Origin of the sequence: Rhodococcus sp. Z13, assembly GCF_025837095.1 — a bacterium.
Lineage (GTDB): Bacteria > Actinomycetota > Actinomycetes > Mycobacteriales > Mycobacteriaceae > Rhodococcus > Rhodococcus sacchari.
In genome coordinates this window covers 237,337-257,847 of record NZ_CP107551.1, presented here as the reverse complement: position 1 = coordinate 257,847, position 20,511 = coordinate 237,337, and the positions used below count along the sequence as shown (strand labels likewise).

13 protein-coding genes, 3 tRNA genes and 3 rRNA genes are annotated in these 20,511 nt (G+C 65.7%); 7 read left to right on the top strand and 12 right to left on the bottom strand.

Going from position 1 to position 20,511, the window contains the following annotated elements; translation table 11 throughout:
- Nucleotides 1-25: 25 nt before the first annotated feature.
- Complete coding sequence (locus OED52_RS01155) at nt 26-1,057, bottom strand: hypothetical protein (protein ID WP_264152893.1); 1,032 nt, start codon at nt 1,055-1,057, stop codon at nt 26-28.
- A 180-nt stretch (nt 1,058-1,237) separates the two neighbouring features.
- Here OED52_RS01155 and OED52_RS01150 point away from each other — a divergent pair, with 180 nt between their 5' ends.
- Nucleotides 1,238-2,332 (top strand): GIY-YIG nuclease family protein, encoded by a 1,095-nt coding sequence (locus OED52_RS01150; protein WP_264152892.1) that lies wholly within the window; start codon nt 1,238-1,240, stop codon nt 2,330-2,332.
- A gap of 179 nt (nt 2,333-2,511) precedes the next feature.
- Here OED52_RS01150 and rrf read toward each other — a convergent pair.
- The 3 genes from rrf to OED52_RS01135 all read right to left on the bottom strand — a co-directional run bounded on the left by rrf (nt 2,512) and on the right by OED52_RS01135 (nt 7,679).
- Nucleotides 2,512-2,628 (bottom strand): 5S ribosomal RNA (gene rrf, locus OED52_RS01145).
- 106 nt (nt 2,629-2,734) lie between these two features.
- Nucleotides 2,735-5,862: ribosomal RNA gene (locus OED52_RS01140) — 23S ribosomal RNA — on the bottom strand.
- A gap of 297 nt (nt 5,863-6,159) precedes the next feature.
- A 16S ribosomal RNA gene (locus OED52_RS01135) occupies nt 6,160-7,679 on the bottom strand.
- The 16S, 23S and 5S rRNA genes sit together here, the layout of an rRNA operon.
- 589 nt (nt 7,680-8,268) lie before the next feature.
- Here OED52_RS01135 and OED52_RS01130 point away from each other — a divergent pair.
- Both OED52_RS01130 and OED52_RS01125 read left to right on the top strand, forming a co-directional pair.
- Complete coding sequence (locus OED52_RS01130) at nt 8,269-9,414, top strand: DNA cytosine methyltransferase (RefSeq protein ID WP_264154806.1); 1,146 nt, start codon at nt 8,269-8,271, stop codon at nt 9,412-9,414.
- 8 nt (nt 9,415-9,422) lie between these two features.
- Entirely contained in the window at nt 9,423-9,887 is a 465-nt protein-coding gene (locus OED52_RS01125; protein ID WP_264152891.1) for a very short patch repair endonuclease, read from the top strand.
- A 30-nt stretch (nt 9,888-9,917) separates the two neighbouring features.
- On the opposite strand, the gene OED52_RS01120 is transcribed toward OED52_RS01125, so the two are convergent.
- The 4 genes from OED52_RS01120 to OED52_RS01105 all read right to left on the bottom strand — a co-directional run bounded on the left by OED52_RS01120 (nt 9,918) and on the right by OED52_RS01105 (nt 12,831).
- On the bottom strand, nt 9,918-11,066 hold the full coding sequence (locus OED52_RS01120; protein ID WP_264152890.1) for an acyl-CoA dehydrogenase family protein: 1,149 nt from the start codon (nt 11,064-11,066) through the stop codon (nt 9,918-9,920).
- A complete protein-coding gene (locus tag OED52_RS01115; RefSeq protein ID WP_264152889.1) occupies nt 11,066-12,298 on the bottom strand; it encodes an acyl-CoA dehydrogenase family protein in 1,233 nt (410 codons plus the stop codon). The genes OED52_RS01120 and OED52_RS01115 overlap by 1 nt, the downstream gene beginning before the upstream one ends.
- Before the next feature lie 327 nt (nt 12,299-12,625).
- Nucleotides 12,626-12,698, bottom strand: a tRNA-Arg gene (locus OED52_RS01110).
- A gap of 41 nt (nt 12,699-12,739) precedes the next feature.
- Nucleotides 12,740-12,831 (bottom strand) — tRNA-Ser (locus tag OED52_RS01105).
- A gap of 162 nt (nt 12,832-12,993) precedes the next feature.
- On the opposite strand from OED52_RS01105, the gene hisC reads away from it, so the two are divergent.
- Nucleotides 12,994-14,073 (top strand): histidinol-phosphate transaminase, encoded by a 1,080-nt coding sequence (gene hisC, locus OED52_RS01100; RefSeq protein WP_264152888.1) that lies wholly within the window; start codon nt 12,994-12,996, stop codon nt 14,071-14,073.
- 42 nt (nt 14,074-14,115) lie between these two features.
- Here the strand turns inward: hisC and OED52_RS01095 are convergent, their stop codons facing one another.
- On the bottom strand, nt 14,116-15,081 hold the full coding sequence (locus tag OED52_RS01095; protein ID WP_264152887.1) for an alpha/beta hydrolase: 966 nt from the start codon (nt 15,079-15,081) through the stop codon (nt 14,116-14,118).
- A 182-nt stretch (nt 15,082-15,263) separates the two neighbouring features.
- Entirely contained in the window at nt 15,264-17,099 is a 1,836-nt protein-coding gene (locus OED52_RS01090; RefSeq protein ID WP_264152886.1) for a flavin-containing monooxygenase, read from the bottom strand.
- Between the two features lie 148 nt (nt 17,100-17,247).
- Between OED52_RS01090 and OED52_RS01085 the strand changes: the two genes are divergently transcribed.
- The 3 genes from OED52_RS01085 to OED52_RS01075 all read left to right on the top strand — a co-directional run bounded on the left by OED52_RS01085 (nt 17,248) and on the right by OED52_RS01075 (nt 19,806).
- Nucleotides 17,248-18,510 carry a GAF domain-containing protein gene (locus OED52_RS01085; RefSeq protein WP_264152885.1) on the top strand — a complete coding sequence of 421 codons (1,263 nt, stop codon included), beginning with the start codon at nt 17,248-17,250 and terminating at the stop codon, nt 18,508-18,510.
- Nucleotides 18,511-18,600: 90 nt separating this feature from the next.
- Entirely contained in the window at nt 18,601-18,999 is a 399-nt protein-coding gene (locus tag OED52_RS01080; protein WP_264152884.1) for a flavodoxin domain-containing protein, read from the top strand.
- Nucleotides 19,000-19,047: 48 nt separating this feature from the next.
- Nucleotides 19,048-19,806: an MBL fold metallo-hydrolase gene (locus OED52_RS01075; protein ID WP_264152883.1), complete on the top strand. Its 759-nt coding sequence runs from the start codon at nt 19,048-19,050 to the stop codon at nt 19,804-19,806.
- Nucleotides 19,807-19,892: 86 nt separating this feature from the next.
- Here OED52_RS01075 and OED52_RS01070 read toward each other — a convergent pair.
- Nucleotides 19,893-19,980 (bottom strand) — tRNA-Ser (locus OED52_RS01070).
- Nucleotides 19,981-20,031: 51 nt separating this feature from the next.
- The gene (locus tag OED52_RS01065) at nt 20,032-20,502 is read right to left on the bottom strand and encodes a MarR family winged helix-turn-helix transcriptional regulator (RefSeq protein ID WP_264152882.1); all 471 of its coding nucleotides are present in this window, start codon (nt 20,500-20,502) and stop codon (nt 20,032-20,034) included.
- Nucleotides 20,503-20,511: the final 9 nt, after the last annotated feature.

Here is a 20,511-nt window from a genome sequence, read left to right as displayed (position 1 = left end):
GCTGGTGCCGCGATTCACTCTGCGACTAGGCCGTATCCGCCAACGCCTCGTGGCGGGAGACCTGTCGCTGGTAGTGGGAGAAGACCGACAGGGCCGCCGCCCCCACCGCGACGTTGACGAGCGCCCCGAACTCCTCGATCGCGAAGTCGATGACGTCGACGACGAACACGGTGATCAACGCGGCTGCGCGCAGGGCCCGTATCGACCACCGGTAGTCGCGCCGCAACGCGATCGACCCCGTCACGCACAGCAGCACGGTGACCGCTGAGGCGACCAGCTGGATCAGCGTCATCAGATCGGCGGACCGCGCCGCGAGGTCGCGTTCGAGGGTGACGGCGGCGTTGAGCAGGATGCCGATGGAGAAGACGGTCAGCAGAGCCGCGGCGACGCGGACACCGCGGATGCCCTGCAACCGCTCCGGCATCCGCAGGGGCATCGCCGACACCAGCACCGACGAGGACGGCCGTGCCTCCCGGCATCGCTCCAGCAACGCCTCTATCTGCCCGACCACCACCGGGTCGGCACCGCCCTCCCGGGCACGGTCGAGCTGCACCATCGCCTGGTCGCGGGCGGTCGGTGTGACGCCCCGCGCCAGGCCCTCGGTCACGGTCAACGCCGCGTTGGTCAGGTACTCGTCGGTGGTCAGCCCGCGACGCGAATGGATCGTGCGGTTCAGCACCAGCAACAGCACGACCACGACGTACATGATCGCCACGGCCGGCTTGTAGAAGTAATCGTTGGTCTTCGTGACGAACTTGCCGACCTCGTCGAGGAACAGACCGAAACCGATCCCGCCGAGGAGCACCGCCGCCCGGTGCGGGCCGCGGCCGATGAAGGTGAGCGACACGAACAGCGCGATCACCATCAGCAACCCGCCCCACAGCACGTGCGCGATGTGGAGGTTGGCTCCGCCGACCTGCGGATAGCCCGTCAGATGCAGGTACAGGCGGGTCACCAGAACGGTCGCGACGGCCAGGATCAGCAGCGCCTCGACCTGGGCGGACGACGTGGTGTCCCGCAACATCCGGGCACGGGAGCGAGGTACGACCGTGGTCACGGATCGGGAGCCTATCGGTCGTACCGGCACCCCGGGCGCATCCACGGCATCCACCAGCGCGCCCAGTCACTGCGGAGCGGCGCTCCGGGCTGCGGTGTGGCCTAGAGTCGCCTTATGCGCACCGTGTGGACAGTTCCTCCGAACATTGCCCAAACTCTGCTGGAATCTCCCGAGATCCAGATGTTCCTGACCAGCAACGAGTTGCCGGACACCGCGGACGATCCACGCCAGAGACTAGAGGAGTTCACCACCGCACTCGGCGCGCTCAGCCGGCACATCGGGCGTACCTTCGGCTCGGTGGATGCCGCCAACCGCGAACTGTTCGGCGGCTCGGCCGGGCAGGTCCCCGTCGCTCTCCGGCTGACCGTCCTGCGCGCCCTCGTGCGCAAGGTCGACGATCGCGCACCCACTCCGAAGCTGCTCCCCAAGAACGTCACCGACCAGCTCGGTTCCTACGTCTACGCCCTGTTCGATCCCCGGGACCGCAGCATCTTCTACGTGGGGGCCGGCCGGGGCAATCGCATCTTCACCCTCGTGTGGACGGCGCTCGGCGAGAACGACAAGCTCACCGAATCCGGTGAGAAGGCTCCGCTGTCCACCCCGGAGACCGAGGCCGCGTTGCGTCGCATCAAGGCGATCTACGAGGCGGGCTACGCGGTGGAACACTACGTCGTCTCCGACGCGCTGAACCCCAGGTCCGACGCCGACCACACCGCGGCGGTCACCGCCGAGGCCGTCATCGCCGCGCTGGGTCTGGTCGAGCCGCACCGCGGTGAGTGTGTGCTCACCAACCTGGCGGGAACGACCGAGGAGTCGGAAGCCGACCGCACCGCCGTGCCCATCGCCGAGCTGGTGCGTCAGTACTCGGCGGCGCCCGCACCCGAACTGCCGACGCCCTGCGTCGTGCTGCGCATCAACGAGGCGAAGAAGGCCTCACCGGAAGCGGTGCGGGAACTGGCGTCGAAGCCCTGGCCCGCCGGCACTGCTGCTCGCGGGGTGGACGGGCTTCCCATCGTGGTGGTCGCCGACAACATCGTGCGCGCGGTCTACCGCGCCACCGGATGGGAGGCTGCGGGCCGCAGCGAGGAGAACGGCGGCACGATCCTGTACCGGTTCGTCGGGGAGGCTGACGCCGAGTTGGAGGAGAAGTTCGTCAACACGCGTGTGACGCCGGATCGTCTCGGTCTGAAGCGGTGGCCGTCGCACGGTTGGGCGCCGCGTCTGACGCGTGCGCTGCCGCGGCCGGTGGCGCGTCCGAAGGCCTCGCGCCCGTAGATTCCGCGCTCATCGTTCTTCTCTGCTGCTTCCCGGTGCATTCCGAGCACCGGGAAGCAGCGTCTCGCGGTATCTCTCCGGGAATTCGAATGCGATGGGCCGGCGTACGTTATCCGGCCCGCACCACCCCGGAAAACACGGAGACCCCCGACTGATGTCGGGGGTCTCCGGTAACGGGTGTTCGGCGGTGTCCTACTCTCCCACACCCTGTCGAGTGCAGTACCATCGGCGCAGACAGGCTTAGCTTCCGGGTTCGGAATGGGACCGGGCGTTTCCCTGTCGCTATGGCCGCCGTAACTCTATGAAACTTCACGCACCAGAATCGACCACCCGAACACCGCCGGGCCCGACATCTGATGTGTGTGCTGTTTCAGATACCGCACAGTGGACGCGTAACACCTTCATGGTAAGTCCTCGGCCTATTAGTACCGGTCACCTCCACACATTACTGCGCTTCCAGTTCCGGCCTATCAACCCGGTGGTCTGCCGGGCCTACCCCTCGAGGGGGTGAGAAACCTCATCTTGGAACAGGCTTCCCGCTTAGATGCTTTCAGCGGTTATCCCTTCCGAACGTAGCCAACCAGCCATGCCCCTGGCGGGACAACTGGCACACCAGAGGTTCGTCCGTCCCGGTCCTCTCGTACTAGGGACAGCCTTCCTCAAGTTTCTAACGCGCGCGGCGGATAGAGACCGAACTGTCTCACGACGTTCTAAACCCAGCTCGCGTGCCGCTTTAATGGGCGAACAGCCCAACCCTTGGGACCTACTCCAGCCCCAGGATGCGACGAGCCGACATCGAGGTGCCAAACCATCCCGTCGATATGGACTCTTGGGGAAGATCAGCCTGTTATCCCCGGGGTACCTTTTATCCGTTGAGCGACACCGCTTCCACATGCCGGTGCCGGATCACTAGTCCCGACTTTCGTCCCTGCTCGACCTGTCAGTCTCACAGTCAAGCTCCCTTGTGCACTTGCACTCGACACCTGATTGCCAACCAGGCTGAGGGAACCTTTGGGCGCCTCCGTTACATTTTGGGAGGCAACCGCCCCAGTTAAACTACCCACCAGGCACTGTCCCTGAACCAGATCATGGTCCGAGGTTAGATGTCCAATACGATCAGAGTGGTATTTCAACAACGACTCCACGACAACTGGCGTCACCGCTTCACAGTCTCCCACCTATCCTACACAAACCGAACCGAACACCAATACCAAGCTATAGTGAAGGTCCCGGGGTCTTTTCGTCCTGCCGCGCGTAACGAGCATCTTTACTCGTAATGCAATTTCGCCGAGTCTGTGGTCGAGACAGCAGAGAAGTCGTTACGCCATTCGTGCAGGTCGGAACTTACCCGACAAGGAATTTCGCTACCTTAGGATGGTTATAGTTACCACCGCCGTTTACTGGGGCTTAAATTCTCAGCTTCGCGGAGTAAACCCCGCTAACCGGTCCTCTTAACCTTCCAGCACCGGGCAGGCGTCAGTCCGTATACATCGTCTTACGACTTCGCACGGACCTGTGTTTTTAGTAAACAGTCGCTTCTCTCTGGTCTCTGCGACCACCCCCAGCTCAGAGTGCAAGACTCATCACCAGGGCTGGTCCCCCTTCTCCCGAAGTTACGGGGGCATTTTGCCGAGTTCCTTAACCACAGTTCTCTCGATCGCCTCGGTATTCTCTACCTGACCACCTGTGTCGGTTTGGGGTACGTCCGTGTACCAACTCACTAGAGGCTTTTCTCGGCAGCATAGGATCACTGAATTCCCTCAACGGGTACGCATCACCTCTCAGGCTCCATGAATGGCGGATTTGCCTACCATTCGCCCTACCGGCTTACACCAGGTATTCCACCACCTGGCCCAGCTACCTTCCTGCGTCACCCCATCGCTTGACTACTACAGCCAGGGTCCCGTGCAGCCATCCCCAGAGCCCCCGAAGGGACAAAGAGAACTTTTGGACGGTTAGCACAACTGCCTCGCCATTGGGCGCGGATACACGGGTACGGGAATATCAACCCGTTGTCCATCGACTACGCCTGTCGGCCTCGCCTTAGGTCCCGACTCACCCTGGGCGGATTAACCTGGCCCAGGAACCCTTGGTCATCCGGCGGACGAGTTTCTCACTCGTCTTTCGCTACTCATGCCTGCATTCTCACTCGCGCAGCCTCCACAACTGGGTCACCCCGCTGCTTCCACGGCTGCACGACGCTCCCCTACCCATCCACACCACTGCCGGAGAAACCGTAATCCCTCCGAGGTGTTGTGTGAATGCCGCGGCTTCGGCGGTGTACTTGAGCCCCGCTACATTGTCGGCGCAGAACCACTTGACCAGTGAGCTATTACGCACTCTTTCAAGGGTGGCTGCTTCTAAGCCAACCTCCTGGTTGTCTCAGCGATCCCACATCCTTTTCCACTTAGTACACGCTTAGGGCCTTAGCCGGCGATCTGGGCTGTTTCCCTCTCGACTACGAAGCTTATCCCCCGCAGTCTCACTGCCACGCTCTCACTCACCGGCATTCGGAGTTTGGCTGATTTCGGTAAGCTTGTGGGCCCCCTAGACCATCCAGTAGCTCTACCTCCGGTGAGAAACACGTGACGCTGCACCTAAATGCATTTCGGGGAGAACCAGCTATCACGGAGTTTGATTGGCCTTTCACCCCTACCCACAACTCATCCCCTCAGTTTTCAACCTAAGTGGGTTCGGGCCTCCACGACGTCTTACCATCGCTTCACCCTGGCCATGGGTAGATCACTCCGCTTCGGGTCTAGAACATGCCACTCAACCGCCCTGTTCGGACTCGCTTTCGCTACGACTACCCCACACGGGTTAACCTCGCGACATGCCACTAACTCGCAGGCTCATTCTTCAAAAGGCACGCCATCACCAGCCATGAACCAAATCATGCACCAGCTCTGACGGATTGTAAGCGCACGGTTTCAGGTACTATTTCACTCCCCTCCCGGGGTACTTTTCACCTTTCCCTCACGGTACTAGTCCGCTATCGGTCACCAGGGAGTATTCAGGCTTATCGGGTGGTCCCGACAGATTCACACCGGATTTCACGGGCCCGGTGCTACTCGGGTATCCGATTCGACAGTCGCCATGTTTTCGTCTACGGGGCTCTCACCCTCTACGACAGGCCGTTCCAGACCACTTCGACTAACACAACGATTTCTGACTGTCGGCCGACTCGGCAGCGTCGACATATCGAACCCCACAACCCCGAACACACAACCCCTGCCAGGTATCACATGTGCCCGGTTTAGCCTCATCCGCTTTCGCTCGCCACTACTCACGGAATCACTGTTGTTTTCTCTTCCTGTGGGTACTGAGATGTTTCACTTCCCCACGTTCCCTCCACACACCCTATATATTCAGGTGCGGGTAACACGACATCACTCGTGCTGGGTTTCCCCATTCGGAAATCCTCGGATCACAGCTCGGTTGACAGCTCCCCGAGGCATATCGCAGCCTCCCACGTCCTTCATCGGCTCCTGGTGCCAAGGCATCCACCGTACGCTCATAAACACTTACAACAAAGATGCTCGCGTCCACTGTGCAGTTCTCAAACAACACACAACACCGAATACTCACTCCACCGAAATGGACCTTTCTCCGACATCGTCGCTGAAAAAACACTCGCGTGTTCCCTCAGGACCCAACAGTGCACCGATATAACCACCGCACACCACCACTATTGGATGATGCATACACGGTGATGGTTGTCAGCGTTCCACCCATGAGCTCCTGCCGTTCCACCTACGGGAACGAAACAGTCTCTGCCCGGGACGAATCCACCTGTGTGGACCCTCACCGGGAGAAGTGCTCCTTAGAAAGGAGGTGATCCAGCCGCACCTTCCGGTACGGCTACCTTGTTACGACTTCGTCCCAATCGCCGATCCCACCTTCGACGGCTCCCTCCCACAAGGGGTTAGGCCACCGGCTTCGGGTGTTACCGACTTTCATGACGTGACGGGCGGTGTGTACAAGGCCCGGGAACGTATTCACCGCAGCGTTGCTGATCTGCGATTACTAGCGACTCCGACTTCACGGGGTCGAGTTGCAGACCCCGATCCGAACTGAGACCGGCTTTAAGGGATTCGCTCCACCTCACGGTATCGCAGCCCTCTGTACCGACCATTGTAGCATGTGTGAAGCCCTGGACATAAGGGGCATGATGACTTGACGTCGTCCCCACCTTCCTCCGAGTTGACCCCGGCAGTCTCCTGCGAGTCCCCACCATTACGTGCTGGCAACACAGGACAAGGGTTGCGCTCGTTGCGGGACTTAACCCAACATCTCACGACACGAGCTGACGACAGCCATGCACCACCTGTATACCGACCACAAGGGAAACCCCATCTCTGAGGCGATCCGGTATATGTCAAACCCAGGTAAGGTTCTTCGCGTTGCATCGAATTAATCCACATGCTCCGCCGCTTGTGCGGTCCCCGTCAATTCCTTTGAGTTTTAGCCTTGCGGCCGTACTCCCCAGGCGGGGCGCTTAATGCGTTAGCTACGGCACGGATCCCGTGGAAGGAAACCCACACCTAGCGCCCACCGTTTACGGCGTGGACTACCAGGGTATCTAATCCTGTTCGCTACCCACGCTTTCGCTCCTCAGCGTCAGTTACTGCCCAGAGACCCGCCTTCGCCACCGGTGTTCCTCCTGATATCTGCGCATTTCACCGCTACACCAGGAATTCCAGTCTCCCCTGCAGTACTCAAGTCTGCCCGTATCGCCTGCAAGCCCGCAGTTGAGCTGCGGGTTTTCACAGACGACGCGACAAACCGCCTACGAGCTCTTTACGCCCAGTAATTCCGGACAACGCTCGCACCCTACGTATTACCGCGGCTGCTGGCACGTAGTTGGCCGGTGCTTCTTCTGCAGGTACCGTCACTTGCGCTTCGTCCCTGCTGAAAGAGGTTTACAACCCGAAGGCCGTCATCCCTCACGCGGCGTCGCTGCATCAGGCTTTCGCCCATTGTGCAATATTCCCCACTGCTGCCTCCCGTAGGAGTCTGGGCCGTGTCTCAGTCCCAGTGTGGCCGGTCGCCCTCTCAGGCCGGCTACCCGTCGTCGCCTTGGTAGGCCATTACCCCACCAACAAGCTGATAGGCCGCGGGCTCATCCTGCACCGAAAAACTTTCCACCCCTGCCATGCAGCAGAAGGTCGTATCCGGTATTAGACCCAGTTTCCCAGGCTTATCCCAGAGTGCAGGGCAGATCACCCACGTGTTACTCACCCGTTCGCCACTAATCCACCCAGCAAGCTGGGCTTCATCGTTCGACTTGCATGTGTTAAGCACGCCGCCAGCGTTCGTCCTGAGCCAGGATCAAACTCTCCGTTAAAGACTCTCGATCCCCCCGAAGGGGTAATCAGCCATAAGCGTAGAGCCAAATCACTAGCGTAAAAACTCAAATACCGATCGCCCCAGACGGAAGAACGAGACGACCAGCAAACAACCACTCCGCTAGAAGTGGCTGCACCAAAAAAAATTTGGCACTGACATTCATCGGCACACTGTTGAGTTCTCAAAGAACACGCACACACCATCGATCCCGAACCTTTCGGCCCGTTCACTCCGGGGTGACTGTTCATCCGAGGGCCTCGCGGCTCTCGGGCACGGCTCAAAACCTTACCAGAAGGTTTCGAACCAGTGAAATTCGCAGGCGCCTTCGTCCAACCTCGTTGTCCCGTACCTCGCGGTCCGGGTCGGTGTCCGTGTCGCTCTGACCTGGAATAAGTTACGCGAACATGACGCAGAAAACCAAATCGCCAGGTCAGGACACGTTTCTACGCATCGAAAGGCGGTTCGGGGTGCCCCGGGCGGCCCATCATCGTGGCACTCGTCGCGTCCGCTCACGGATCGTCCCACTTCTCGAGTAACGTTCATCGAGGAGTTGAGCGAGGAAGGGTGCCGTGACGTCGACGGGGAACATGGTGGGGTTGTTCGCCGGGATCGGCGGGCTCGAGCTCGGGCTCGGTCGTCACGGATGGAACACGGAGCTCCTCTGCGAGATCGAACCGGGCGCGCAGGCGGTCCTGCGCACGCGCTTCCCCGACATCCCTCTACACGCGGACGTCACGCGTCTGCGTTCCCTCCCCCGCGACACGGAACTCGTCGCGGCCGGCTTCCCCTGCCAAGACCTCTCCCAAGCGGGCCGCACCGCCGGCATCACCGGTTCGAAGTCGGGTCTCGTCGACGAGGTGTTCCGTCTCGTCCGCCGTAAGAACGGTCCGCGCTGGCTCGTCATAGAGAACGTGCCGTTCATGCTCCAGCTCGGCCGCGGCGCCGCCATGCGGCACATCACCCACGCGCTGGAGGACCTCGGCTACGCGTGGGCCTATCGCGTCGTGGACGCGCGCGCGTTCGGTCTTCCCCAGCGTCGGCACCGGGTCCTCATGCTCGCGTCGCGCACCGAGGATCCCCGCGCGGTGCTGTTCGGTGAGGACGCCGGCATGCCCGCCGAGGGCAACCCCGATCTGTATCCGTGCGGTTTCTACTGGACCGAGGGCGTGCGCGGCCTGGGCTGGGCGGTCAATGCCGTGCCCACCCTCAAGGGCGGTTCGACCCTCGGTATCGCCAGCCCGCCCGCCGTGCGCCTGCCCTCCGGTGAGATCGTCACCCCCGGCCTCACCGACGCCGAACGTCTCCAGGGCTTCGAGGCCGGCTGGACGGCTCCCGCAACGGAGGCCCCCGGCGTCCGTTCCGGGCACCGCTGGCGTCTGGTCGGCAATGCCGTGAGTGTGCGGATGGCGTCGTGGGTGGGTCATCGGTTGAACAACCCGATCGAGTACGCCTCCGATCACGAGAGCCCTCTCGTGCCCGGCGACCCCTGGCCGACCGCGGCGTGGGGCATGAACCGTCGCGCCTTCCGGGTCCACGAGTCGCAGTGGCCGGTTCAGGCACCCTACGAGGACCTGGGTGGTTTCCTCCTCGACGCGAGGTTGCTGTCCGCCCGCGCGACCGCCGGTTTCCTGCGACGGGCCCGCTCCGGCAATCTCCGGTTCCTGCCCGGTTTCCTCGAGGACGTGGAGAACCACCTCGAACGCATGGGCGGCTTCCCGCGGGTGGCGGCCTAGAGGCCACGATGGCAGCGGCCGATCGACCTCCGACCGATCCGCGCACGAGCGCGCGGATGAGCCGGCAGCGTCGACGCGACACCGCGCCCGAGGTGGCGCTGCGCAAGGAACTGCATCGTCGCGGCCGCCGTTTCTTCGTAGACAAGGCTCCCCTGCCCGGGATGCGGCGACGAGCCGATCTGCTCTTCCCCCGTCTCCGGGTCGCTGTCTACGTCGACGGATGCTTCTGGCACAGCTGCCCCCTGCATGCGACCCACCCCAAGAACAACGCCGAGTGGTGGGCGGCGAAGCTCGCCGCGAACGTGCGGCGCGACCGGGACACCGACACGCGGCTGCGGGCCGCCGGCTGGACGGTGGTGCGGGTGTGGGAGCACGAGGACCCGATCGTCGCCGCGACCCGGGTGGAGGATGCCCTGACGGCTCCCGGCCCACGATCTCCGGACACGCAGAGCCCGGGGCCGGTACGGGAGTGATGTCCTACCGGCCCCGGGTCGTCTCGTCGCTCAGACCTTCGTGAGCTGCGCGTACCGCGCGATGTGCTGCTCGGCGGTGCCGAACTCGTACTCGATGGCGGTCAGGCGCTTGAAGTAGTGGCCGACGGCCAGTTCCTCGGTCATGCCCATGCCGCCGTGGAGTTGGACGGCGTTCTGGCCGACGAAGCGGGCGGCACGGCTGATCGTCGCCTTCGCGGCCGAGATCGCGCGGGCCCGGGTCGTCTCGTCGCTGTCGAGGTTGAGGATCGCGAGGTAGGCGGCGGAGACGGCTTGCTCGACCTCCATGTACATGTCGACCATGCGGTGCTGGAGGACCTGGAAGCGGCCGATCGGCTGCCCGAACTGCTGACGTTGCTTCGCGTACTCGACGGTGTCGGCGAGCACCTTGCGCATGAGGCCGACGGCCTCGGCGGAGATCGCGGCGATGCCCTCGTCGACCGCCCGGGCGACGGACGGCCAGGCGGCACCCTCCTCGCCGAGCAGCGCGTCGGCGGGCAGACGCAGGTCGGAGAACACGAGGTCGGCGGCGCGGCGGTCGTCGATCGTGCGGTAGGAGTGGATCTCAACCCCGGCCGGCGGGTTCGCGGGATCGAAGTCGATCAGGAACAGCGAGATTCCGGCCCGATCGGTGCGCTCACCCGAGGTGCGGGCCGTGACGATCAGGTGCGTCGCCAGGGGCGCGCTGGTGACCACGGTCTTCTCGCCGTCGAGCACCCACTCGTCGCCCTCGCGGCGGGCGGTGGTGGTGACGTCGTGGAAGACGTACCCGGAGGTGGGTTCGATCGCCGCGAACGCGGTGATCGCTTCCCCGGCGGCGATCGCCTCGAGGACGGCTTCGGCCCGGTCGCCCCCAGCACGACCGAGAAGACCGCCCCCGAGGACGACCGTGTCGACGAACGGCTCGATCACGAGGGCGTGCCCGAGTGCCTCGGCCACGACCATCAGTTCGACCGGGCCGCCGCCCATCCCCCCCACGGCTTCCGGCAGCGTGGCGCCGAGAATGCCGAGTTCCTCGGCGAACGCGCGCCACACCTCCGGCTGCCATCCTTCGCCGGTGGTCGCTACCTTCCGGCTTTCCGCCAGGTCGTAGCGACCGGCGAGGAACTTGGTGACCGAATCACGAAGGAGCTCCTGCTCCTTGCTCAAACCGAAGTCCATCAGAGCCCCAATGCTGCTTTGGCGAGAATGTTTCGCTGGATCTCGTTGCTGCCGGCGTAGATCGATCCGGCACGGTCGTTGAAGTAGCGCAGCGGCGCCACGGCCTGCCAGTCCTCACCGCTGACGTACCCGTCGGCGGGCGGCACGTAGTCGGCCACCGGACCACCGGGCGCGGTGATGTGCGGCTGGTAGACGCGGCCGCGCGGACCCGCGGCCTCGAGGGCCAGCTGGGTGAGCGTCTGGCTGAGCTCGGTGCCGAGCACCTTGAGCATCGACGACGCGGGACCCGGATTCTTCCCTTCGGACAGCGCCGCGAGCGTGCGGTATTCGAGGATCTCGAGGACCTCGGTGCGGATGCGGGCCTCGGCGAGCTTGGCGGAGAACACCGGATCGTCGATGAGGGTGCCACCGGAGGGGCCGGGCTGTTCGGCGGCCTTCTCGGCGATCCGCTCGGCCATCACCTGCAGGGCCGGCGCGGCCGCCGCTCCCCCGCGTTCGAAGACGAGCAGATACTTGGCGACGGTCCAGCCCTCGTCGATCTTCCCGAGGACGTTCTTCTTGGGCACTCGCACACCGTCGAAGAAGACCTGGTTCTGCACCTCCTCGCCGGAGGTCATCACGAGCGGGCGGATCTCGATGCCGGGCGAGGTCATGTCGATCAGCAGGAAGGTGATGCCCTCCTGCTTCTTCCCGGTCTTGGACGTGCGCACCAGCGCGAACATCCAGTTCGCCTCGGTGGCGTGGGTGGTCCAGATCTTGCTGCCGGTGACGATCAGGTCCTCGCCGTCGTCGACCGCCGCCATGCTCAGCGAGGCGAGGTCGGAGCCGGCCTCGGGCTCGGAGTAGCCCTGGCAGAAGAAGACCTCCCCGGTGAGGATCCGGGGCAGGAAGTAGTTCTTCTGCTCCTCGGTGCCGTAGGCGACGATCGCGTGCGCGACCATGCGGATGCCCATCGGCGACAGGTTCGGGGCGCCGGCGAGGATCGACTCCCGACTGAAGATGTAGTGCTGCGTCTGCGTCCAGTCGCATCCGCCGTACTCGACCGGCCACGCCGGTGCGGCCCATCCGCGCTCATGGAGGATCCGCTGCCACTCCATGCTCGCCTCGTGGTCGGAGTACACGCTCGTGGCGAGCCGTCCCGCTCGTCGCAGTTCGGGCGTCAGCTTCTCCTCGAGAAACGAGCGCACCTCGTCCCGGAAGGCGGCGTCGGCCTCTGACCACGCTAGTTCCATGTCTTCTCCCAGCAGAGCTCGACTGCCGTTGCCGGCCGGTCGTGCGAATCGTCGTTAACTTTTCGAGAGTGACTCGAAATGTACGTCCGGCCGCGCGGCTCGTCAATAGGGGGTTTCTCCTGCGTTATCGTCGTGCCCGCACACGCCCCCGGAGGAAGTACGGCACCGGAGAAAGGAACGAAATCGGAGACGGGGCGTTCACTCGTCCGGGAACGTCCAGGTGGGGGCGAGCCGAGCTCGGGCCGACGCCGAGAGGAGCATCACAGTGAGTGCAGGATATGCGGAAACGAGAAAACCCCACCGGCGAACCGGCGGGGTTTTCGTGTGTGCGCCCGAAGGGATTCGAACCCCTAACCTTCTGATCCGTAGTCAGATGCTCTATCCGTTGAGCTACGGGCGCATGCGGTGTTCAGTTGTGGTCGCTGGTGACGTTACACCAACTGGCGGAGGCGAGAGGATTTGAACCTCCGGTCCCCGGTAAGGGGGACAACTCATTAGCAGTGAGTCCCATTCGGCCGCTCTGGCACGCCTCCTCGGGGATTCGATTGCTCTCGAACCGCCGGATCGAAACATTACACATGCCCGGCGGGAAAACGCAAAACGCCTGGTCAGAAGCTTGCGGACGAGCTTCCGGCGGCGGTGGCGTGTTGGACGGATGTCCGATGGAGAGCCGGACGAGGCGCATAATCGGGGTCGTGACTCCACGGACCCGCCCCGATCTCGAATCAGTTCCCGCCTACGTTCCCGGCCGTTCGTTCCCGGGAGCGGTGAAGCTCGCCAGCAACGAGACGACTCTGGGTCCTCTCCCGAGCGTGCGCGAGGCGATCGCGGAGGCCGCCGCCGGTCTCAACCGCTACCCCGACAACGGCGCCACCGAACTGCTCGCGGCCCTGTCGGCGCGGCTCGGTGTCCCCACGGACCGGATCGCAGTGGGCTGCGGCTCGGTGAGCCTGTGCCAGGAACTCGTGCAGGTCACCTGCAACGCCGGCGACGAGGTGATCTTCGCCTGGCGGTCCTTCGAGGCGTACCCCATCATCACGGCGGTCGCAGGTGCGACGGCGGTGAAGGTCCCGAACACCCCCGATCACGGTCACGACCTGAAGGCGATGCTCGCGGCGATCACCGACCGCACCCGCCTGATCTTCGTGTGCAATCCCAACAACCCCACCGGCTCGCTCCTGAGCAGGGCCGAGCTCGAGGAGTTCCTCGACGCGGTGCCCGAGCACATCGTCGTCGCGCTCGACGAGGCGTACTTCGAGTACGTCCGGCCCGCACCCGGTGAGGATCTGCCAGACGGCCTCGAGATCGCCGAGGGCCGCAGCAACGTCGTGGTGCTGCGCACCTTCTCCAAGGCCTACGGTCTCGCCGGCATCCGGGTGGGCTACGCGGTGGCCGATCCGTCCCTGGTGACGGCGCTGAGCAAGGTCCACACCCCGTTCTCGGTCAACTCCCTCGCCCAGACCGCCGCGATCGCGTCGCTCGCCGCGGCACCGGAGCTGCTGGCCCGCACCGACGGGATCGTCGCCGAGCGCGAGCGGGTGCACGCCGCCCTGACCGCCGCGGGCTACGAGGTGCCCGAGAGCAACGCCAACTTCCTGTGGCTGCCGCTCGGTGAGCGCTCGGCCGCGTTCGCGGACGCCGCCGCCGAGGCCGGTGTGGTGCTGCGTAACTTCACCGGTGAGGGCACCCGCGTGACCATCGGCGACCCGCACGAGAACGACCTGTTCCTGGACTTCGCCACGAAGCAGGGCCGGGAGGTCGCCGGAATCGTCTGATCCCCCGACCCGCTCCAGCCGGGCGTCACCGGAGTCCGGGCGTCACCGGAGTCCGAGCGCCTCCGCGAGCGTGGGCCACGCCGTCTTGATGTCGTCCTGCCAGTACCCCCACGAGTGGGTGCCCCACGGCCGGTAGACCACCTGGGCGGGGATGCCCAGCTCGCGGAGGCGCCGGTCGTAGGTCAGGGTGCAGGCGAGCGTGCCGATCTCGAGCGGGGCGCCGACGGTGAGCACGTCCTGCCCGGCGTCGAGGTCGTAGGGACCGAGCACACCGTTGCCGGTGCTGAGGAAGATCTTCTTCCCCCGCAGCCGTTCGGCGAGCAGGTACGAATCGTGTTCGGTCCAGCGGGGATCGCCGGGCGGCCCCCACATGTTGTCGGGATTGCCGCCCTTGTAGGCGACGGTGCCGCGCACCGACTCGCGGGAGCGGTCCTGGGACGTGTCGAAGCATCCGCTCAACGCGGCGACCCCCTCGTAGAGGTCGGGATGACGGGTGATCAGCGCCATCGCGGCGGTCGCTCCCATGGACAGACCCGCGACGGCGTCGGTGCCGTTGCCGCCGAAGTTCGCGTCGATCACCGGGGGCAGTTCCCGGGTCAGGAAGGTCTCCCACTTGTTGACCCCGAGCACGGGGTCGGGGGCATTCCAGTCGGTGTAGTAGCTCGCGGTGCCACCGACGGGCAGGACGACATTGACGTTCTTGTCGGCGAAGAACTCCTCGATATCGGTGCGCTGCGTCCACGTGCTCTCGCGGAAGTCGGATTCCTCACCCGCGCTGACACCGTCGAGCAGATAGAGCGTGGGACGCGAACCCGACCGTGCCGGGTGCAGCACCTGAACCGTCACGACCCGGTTCATCGCCGGCGAGAACACGGAGAGCTTCGTCTGGGTGCCGCTCACCCGCTCGGTGTGCTCGATCGTGGCCACCGGCTCGGCCTGCGCCGACACCGCCCCGATCAGCGACATCGCCAGGACCGCCACGACCGCTGCCGCAAGTCTTCTCACCATCGGACCCTCGTCCCCCCGACGTCCTGGAGCGATCACGTCCGCCCACGGCGCATACCGTCGGGCGGATCTGGACGCGACCCTAATAGCTCTTCGCCGGATTCGTGCCGATTCGGCGTTCCCGTGGGACGAAGTCGTCCCCGCCGCGCCGGGGAAGGGTGCGACGGGGACGACGGGCGCGGGTGTCAGCGGAGGTGGTGGACCTCCTGCAGGCCGTAGACCGGGGTCGGGATGCCCTCGTAGCGTGCCTTCAGCTGCAGCGCGAGGTACAGCGAGTAGTGGCGCGACTGGTGCAGGTTGCCGCCGTGGAACCACAGACCTTCCTGCTGGGTGGGCTTCCACATGTTGCGCTGCTCGCCCTCCCACGGCCCCGGATCCTTGGTGGTGTCCGAGCCCAGGCCCCAGCACTTGCCGACCTTGTCGGCGACCTCCTGCGAGATCAGGTCGGCGACCCAGCCGTTCATCGAACCGTAGCCGGTGGCGTAGACGACGAGATCGGCTTCGAGTTCGGTGCCGTCCTCGAGGATCACGGAGGTCTCGGTGAGTTCGCGGACGTTGCCGTGCGCCAGCTTGATGTCCCCGTTCGCAACCAACTCGGAGGCCCCGACGTCGATGTAGTAGCCGGAGGCGCGGCGCAGATACTTCATGAACAGACCCGAGCCGTCGTCGCCCCAGTCGTGCATGAAGCCGGCCTTCTCCAGCCGGTCGTAGAAGTCGGCGTCGCGTTCGCGGATCTTCTCGTAGATCGGGATCTGGAACTCGTGCATGATCCGGTACGGCAGGGACGCGAAGGTCAGGTCGGCCTTGTAGGTCGTCATCCCCGCGGCGAGGGCCCGCTCGGAGTACAGGTCACCGAGGCCGAGTTCCATGAGCGACTCCGAGCGCACGATGTGCGTCGAGGACCGCTGCACCATGGTCACGTCGGCGCCGACCTCCCAGAGCGCACCGCAGATGTCGTGGGCGCTGTTGTTGGCGCCGATCACCACGGCCTTCTTGCCGACGTAGGCGTCCGGGCCGGGATGCTGACTGGAGTGGTGCTGTTCGCCGCGGAAGCGGTCCATGCCGGGGAACTCGGGCATGTTGGGCTTTCCCGACATACCGGTGGCGATCACCAGCTGCTTCGGCCGCAGGACGACGGGTTCACCGTCGCGTTCGACGTGGACGGTCCACTCCCCCGCCTCCTCGTCGTAGCTCGCGGAGGTGCACACCGACTTCGACCAGTAGGGGACCTCCATCACCTTCGTGTACATCTCGAGCCAGTCCGCGATCTTGTCCTTCGGCGCGAACACCGGCCAGTTGTCGGGGAAGGGCATGTAGGGCAGGTGGTCGTACCAGACGGGGTCGTGCAGACACAGCGACTTGTAGCGGCCGCGCCACTGGTCACCGGGACGGTCGCGCTTGTCGAGGACGATGGCCGGGACACCGAGCTGCCGCATGCGGGCACCGAGCGCGATCCCGCCCTGGCCGCCGCCGACGATGACGACGTAGGGCTGGCGGGTGTAACCGAGCTCGCGTTCCTCGGCCTCGCGCTGCTCCGACCAGGTCACCCGCTGACGGTCGGCGCCGTGCTTCGTGCCGCGCGGGCGCCGGGTGCCGCGCGGTTCCTCGTGGCCCTTCAGTTCCTGCAGGGTGGTGAGCAGGGTCCATGCGCGGTCCTCACCGTCGTCGTCGCGCCGCAGCCGGAGGTGCCCGGAACCGCGGCCGACGGCGGTCTCGAACTCGAGCCAGGCGGTGATCACCCCGTCGTCCTCGGTGGGCGGTTCGGTGGTGCAAAAGCCGCTCGGGTCGGTGTCGTCGAGCCGGGCGGTCAGCATGTCCGTCACGCCCTCGCGGCCCTCGACCGTCTTCAGGTTCCAGGTGAAGGAGACGAGATCGCGCCAGAAGCTCTCGATGCCGAAGAGTCCCGCCGCGGCGGCGACGTCCCGGGACGCCAGCGCGGTCTCGAACTTCCGCAGCCAGGCGTCCACGCGCTGGTCGGGGGTCGCGCCGGTGGTCGTGGCCTGCTCGAGCATGTCGGTCATAGCCGGGTTCCTCTCACTCGGTTGATGTGATCCAGGACACTCCGACGCAACGCTCGGAACAAGCGTTGCGTCACGTTGCACGGGTGGAGAATGTGGCGCGGGACACATCCGGCACCTATGCTCCGAGGACCACGACGAAGAGGGGACCGTGACCACGTTCAGCGCGATCGCGCCCGGCACCGACCTGTCGCGTCACGCACGCGAGCTGATGCGGATGCACGAGGCGGTGATCGGAGGTGCACGTCCGCCGATGCGGCCGCGAGCACTGGTCGCACGGTCCTGGGCGCGGGTGCTCGGCACGGGCCTCGACCCGGCCGGCAGCAACGCCCGCAGCCGGGTCCCCTTGCCCGAGGTCGAACGACGCCGGCGCGAGTCCGCCCTGGCCGCGGTGATCGGCGAGCTCGAGCAGGTGATCTCCCCCGTCGCCGACGCCTCCCACCTGCTGCTGGTGGTGACCGACGCCGACGGGATCATCCTGTGGCGGAGCGGCTCGGCCCGGATCAAGGCACGCGCCGATGTGCTCGGTTTCCAGGAGGGAGCCGTGTGGACGGAGTCGACGGTCGGCACCAACGCGATCGGCACCGCACTGGCCGAGGCCGCGCCCGTCCAGTTGTTCTCCGGGGAGCACTTCGAGACCACCCAGCACCCCTGGTACTGCACCGCCGCGCCGATCCACGGCCCGATCCGCGGCGACCTGCTCGGCATCGTGGACGTGAGCGGTCCCGCGCTGACCCTGCACCCGACGATCAGCGCGCTCGTCGACACCGCCGTCCGGCTCGCCGAGGCGCAGCTGTGGCGCCGGCACGAGGTGCGCCTCGAGAAGCTGCGCGCGGAGGCGGCGCCGCTGCTGGCGTCGGCGCGCGGGCCGGTGCTCCTCGTCGACGAGGACGGGTGGGTGGCGCACGCCTCGGGTGTCGCGACCAAGCGGGTCGCGGTTCCCCGACCCGACCGGCCGCTGACCGTACCCGGGCTGGGACTGTGTGTCCCGGAACGGCTTTCACACGGATGGCTGCTGCGTGGATCGGCGTCGGCGGCGACGGTCCGAATGGTCCTGCGATTGTCGTCGACCCCGGTCGTCGAGGTGCTGGGGCCCGAGGACTCGTGGTGCAGCGCGATCACCCTGCGGCAGGCCGAGATCCTGCTGCTGTTGCACGAATGCGGCAGGGACGGAACGACCGTCGCGGCGTTGAGCCGCGCGCTGTACGGCGACGACGACCATGCCGTAGCGGTGCGCGCCGAGGTGTCGCGGTTACGGCGCGCCGTGGGGGCCGTGATCGAGAGCAAGCCCTACCGGCTGGCCGACGCCGTCGACCTGGGTCTCGACCTCGGTGCCGCCGAGCGACTCGGTGAGTGCGAGTTCGTCCGGCGCTCGGGGGCGCCCGGGGTGCGAGCGCTGAGCGCCTCCCGCTGAGCATCTCCCACTGTCGCCCCCCTGGTCATGTTTCCCACTTCCGGGGACCGGGAACGCAGGATGCACCGAGTCGTCGAAAGAGGAGCCGTCATGACCGTTCTCGTCGCCACCGAGAGTTCCGAGGGCCCCGTCCGTACGGTCGCCGAGTCGGTCGCCGCGGCGTTGGAGGGACGGGACATCGACGTCACGCTGGGCGATGCGTCGGATCTCGAACGCGCCGAGGAGTTCGAGGGGATCGTCTTCGGCGCAGAGGTCGAGGACGGCGAGTACTCCCCCGACACGCAGGAGGAGCTGCAGTCCCGCCGGACCGTGCTGCGACAGCAGGTGGTGTGGCTCTTCGGGGTGGGCAGCGGAGAGGCCGACGAATGTCCGGAACTGGTCGGGCACCTGGCCGCGTCCGGTTACAAGAGTTTCTCTCCCACCACCGAGGACGACGAGGTGCAGTCGTGGGTGTCGCTCGTGGCCGACGAGATCGAAGGGCACAGCTAGCTCCGAGGACCACCGGACCCGAGGAGCACCGCCGACGGAAGGGACCTCATGTTCCACCCCGATGTCTCCCGGGGCGTCCATCGCCTCGAGCACGCCCACGTCAACCTGTACCTGATCGAGGACGACGACGGCATCACCGTCGTCGACACCGGTTTCCCGTCGACGAGCGGCAGGATCGAGAAGGCGGTCGCCCGGATCGGCCGGCGGGTGGACGACGTGCAGGCCGTGATCCTCACGCACGCCCACTTCGACCACGTCGGATCCGCGAAGAGGCTGCACGAACGCTGGCACGTTCCGGTGTGGGCGCATCGTGACGAGAAATTCCTCGCCGCCCATCCGTACCGCTACCGGCACGAACGCAACCGCGTGCTCTATCCCGTACGGTATCCGGCGGGAATCCCGGTGCTGGCCCGGATGACGGTCGCCGGCGCGTTGTGGGTGCGGGGCATCGAAGACGTGGCCCTCTTCCACACCCCCGATTCCCGCCCTACCGAGCCCCTCGACGTACCCGGCCGACCCGTCCCCGTCCACACCCCGGGGCACACATTCGGGCACTGCGTCCTGCACCTGGCGGACCGGGACACGGTGATCGCCGGCGACGCGATCGTCACCCTCGACCCCTACACCGGCCGACGCGGACCGCAGATCGTGTCGGGCGCGGCGACCGCCGACAGCGTCACCGCACTGGCATCGCTCACCGCGCTCGCGGACACCGGTGCCACCCACCTGCTGCCGGGCCACGGGGAACCCTGGCACGGCGGCGTCGCCGCAGCCGTCGAACAGGCGGTCGCGACCGGTCCCAGCTGAACCTCGGCAGGGGCGGAAACAGGTCTGCGGGCCCGGTGCACACGCACCGGACCCGCAGATTCCGTTCCGGGGGCCGTGAGTCCCGATGGCGGAAGCGGAGGGATTTGAACCCCCGTTGGTGTTACCCAAGCTCGCTTTCAAGGCGAGTGCATTCGGCCGCTCTGCCACGCTTCCGAGGCAGATCGTAACCGCTGCGCCGGGAGGGGTGCCAATGCCGCCCCGCACTCAGTCGTCGGTCAGGCTCTCCTCGACACGCGCGAAGATGCGGCCCAGCGTCTCCAGCTCGTCCGCCGACAGCAGGTCGACGAGGTGGGCGCGCACGTCGCCGACGTGTGTGGGAGCGGCCTCCTTCAACCGTCGCCGTCCCTCGTCGGTGATGGCGGCGAGCACCCCGCGGCCGTCCTCGGGGCACGAGCTGCGCTCGACCATCCCCTCCTGCTCCATGCGGCGGATCTGATGGGTGAGGCGGCTGCGCGAGGACAGCACGCCGTCGGCGAGATCGCTCATCCGCAGCGACCCGTCGGGTGCCTCGGAGAGCAGGACGAGGATGCGGTACTCCGCCAGCGACAGGTCGTGCCGATCGTTCAGGCTGCGGTTGAGGGCGCTCATCAGACGGTTGTTCCCGTCGAGGTAGAGACGCCAGGCCTCCTGCTCCTTCGCGGTCAACCACCTGGGCTCATCCGGTTCGCTGGTCACGCAGGCAGT

Coding starts and splice junctions, on each gene's coding strand:
- OED52_RS01150 (WP_264152892.1), top strand. CDS start 1,238: ATGTTCCTGACCAGCAACGAGTTGCCGGACACCGCGGACGATCCACGC.
- OED52_RS01130 (WP_264154806.1), top strand. CDS start 8,269: ATGGTGGGGTTGTTCGCCGGGATCGGCGGGCTCGAGCTCGGGCTCGGT.
- OED52_RS01125 (WP_264152891.1), top strand. CDS start 9,423: ATGGCAGCGGCCGATCGACCTCCGACCGATCCGCGCACGAGCGCGCGG.
- OED52_RS01120 (WP_264152890.1), bottom strand. CDS start 11,066: ATGGACTTCGGTTTGAGCAAGGAGCAGGAGCTCCTTCGTGATTCGGTC.
- OED52_RS01115 (WP_264152889.1), bottom strand. CDS start 12,298: ATGGAACTAGCGTGGTCAGAGGCCGACGCCGCCTTCCGGGACGAGGTG.
- OED52_RS01095 (WP_264152887.1), bottom strand. CDS start 15,081: ATGGTGAGAAGACTTGCGGCAGCGGTCGTGGCGGTCCTGGCGATGTCG.
- OED52_RS01090 (WP_264152886.1), bottom strand. CDS start 17,099: ATGACCGACATGCTCGAGCAGGCCACGACCACCGGCGCGACCCCCGAC.
- OED52_RS01080 (WP_264152884.1), top strand. CDS start 18,601: ATGACCGTTCTCGTCGCCACCGAGAGTTCCGAGGGCCCCGTCCGTACG.
- OED52_RS01075 (WP_264152883.1), top strand. CDS start 19,048: ATGTTCCACCCCGATGTCTCCCGGGGCGTCCATCGCCTCGAGCACGCC.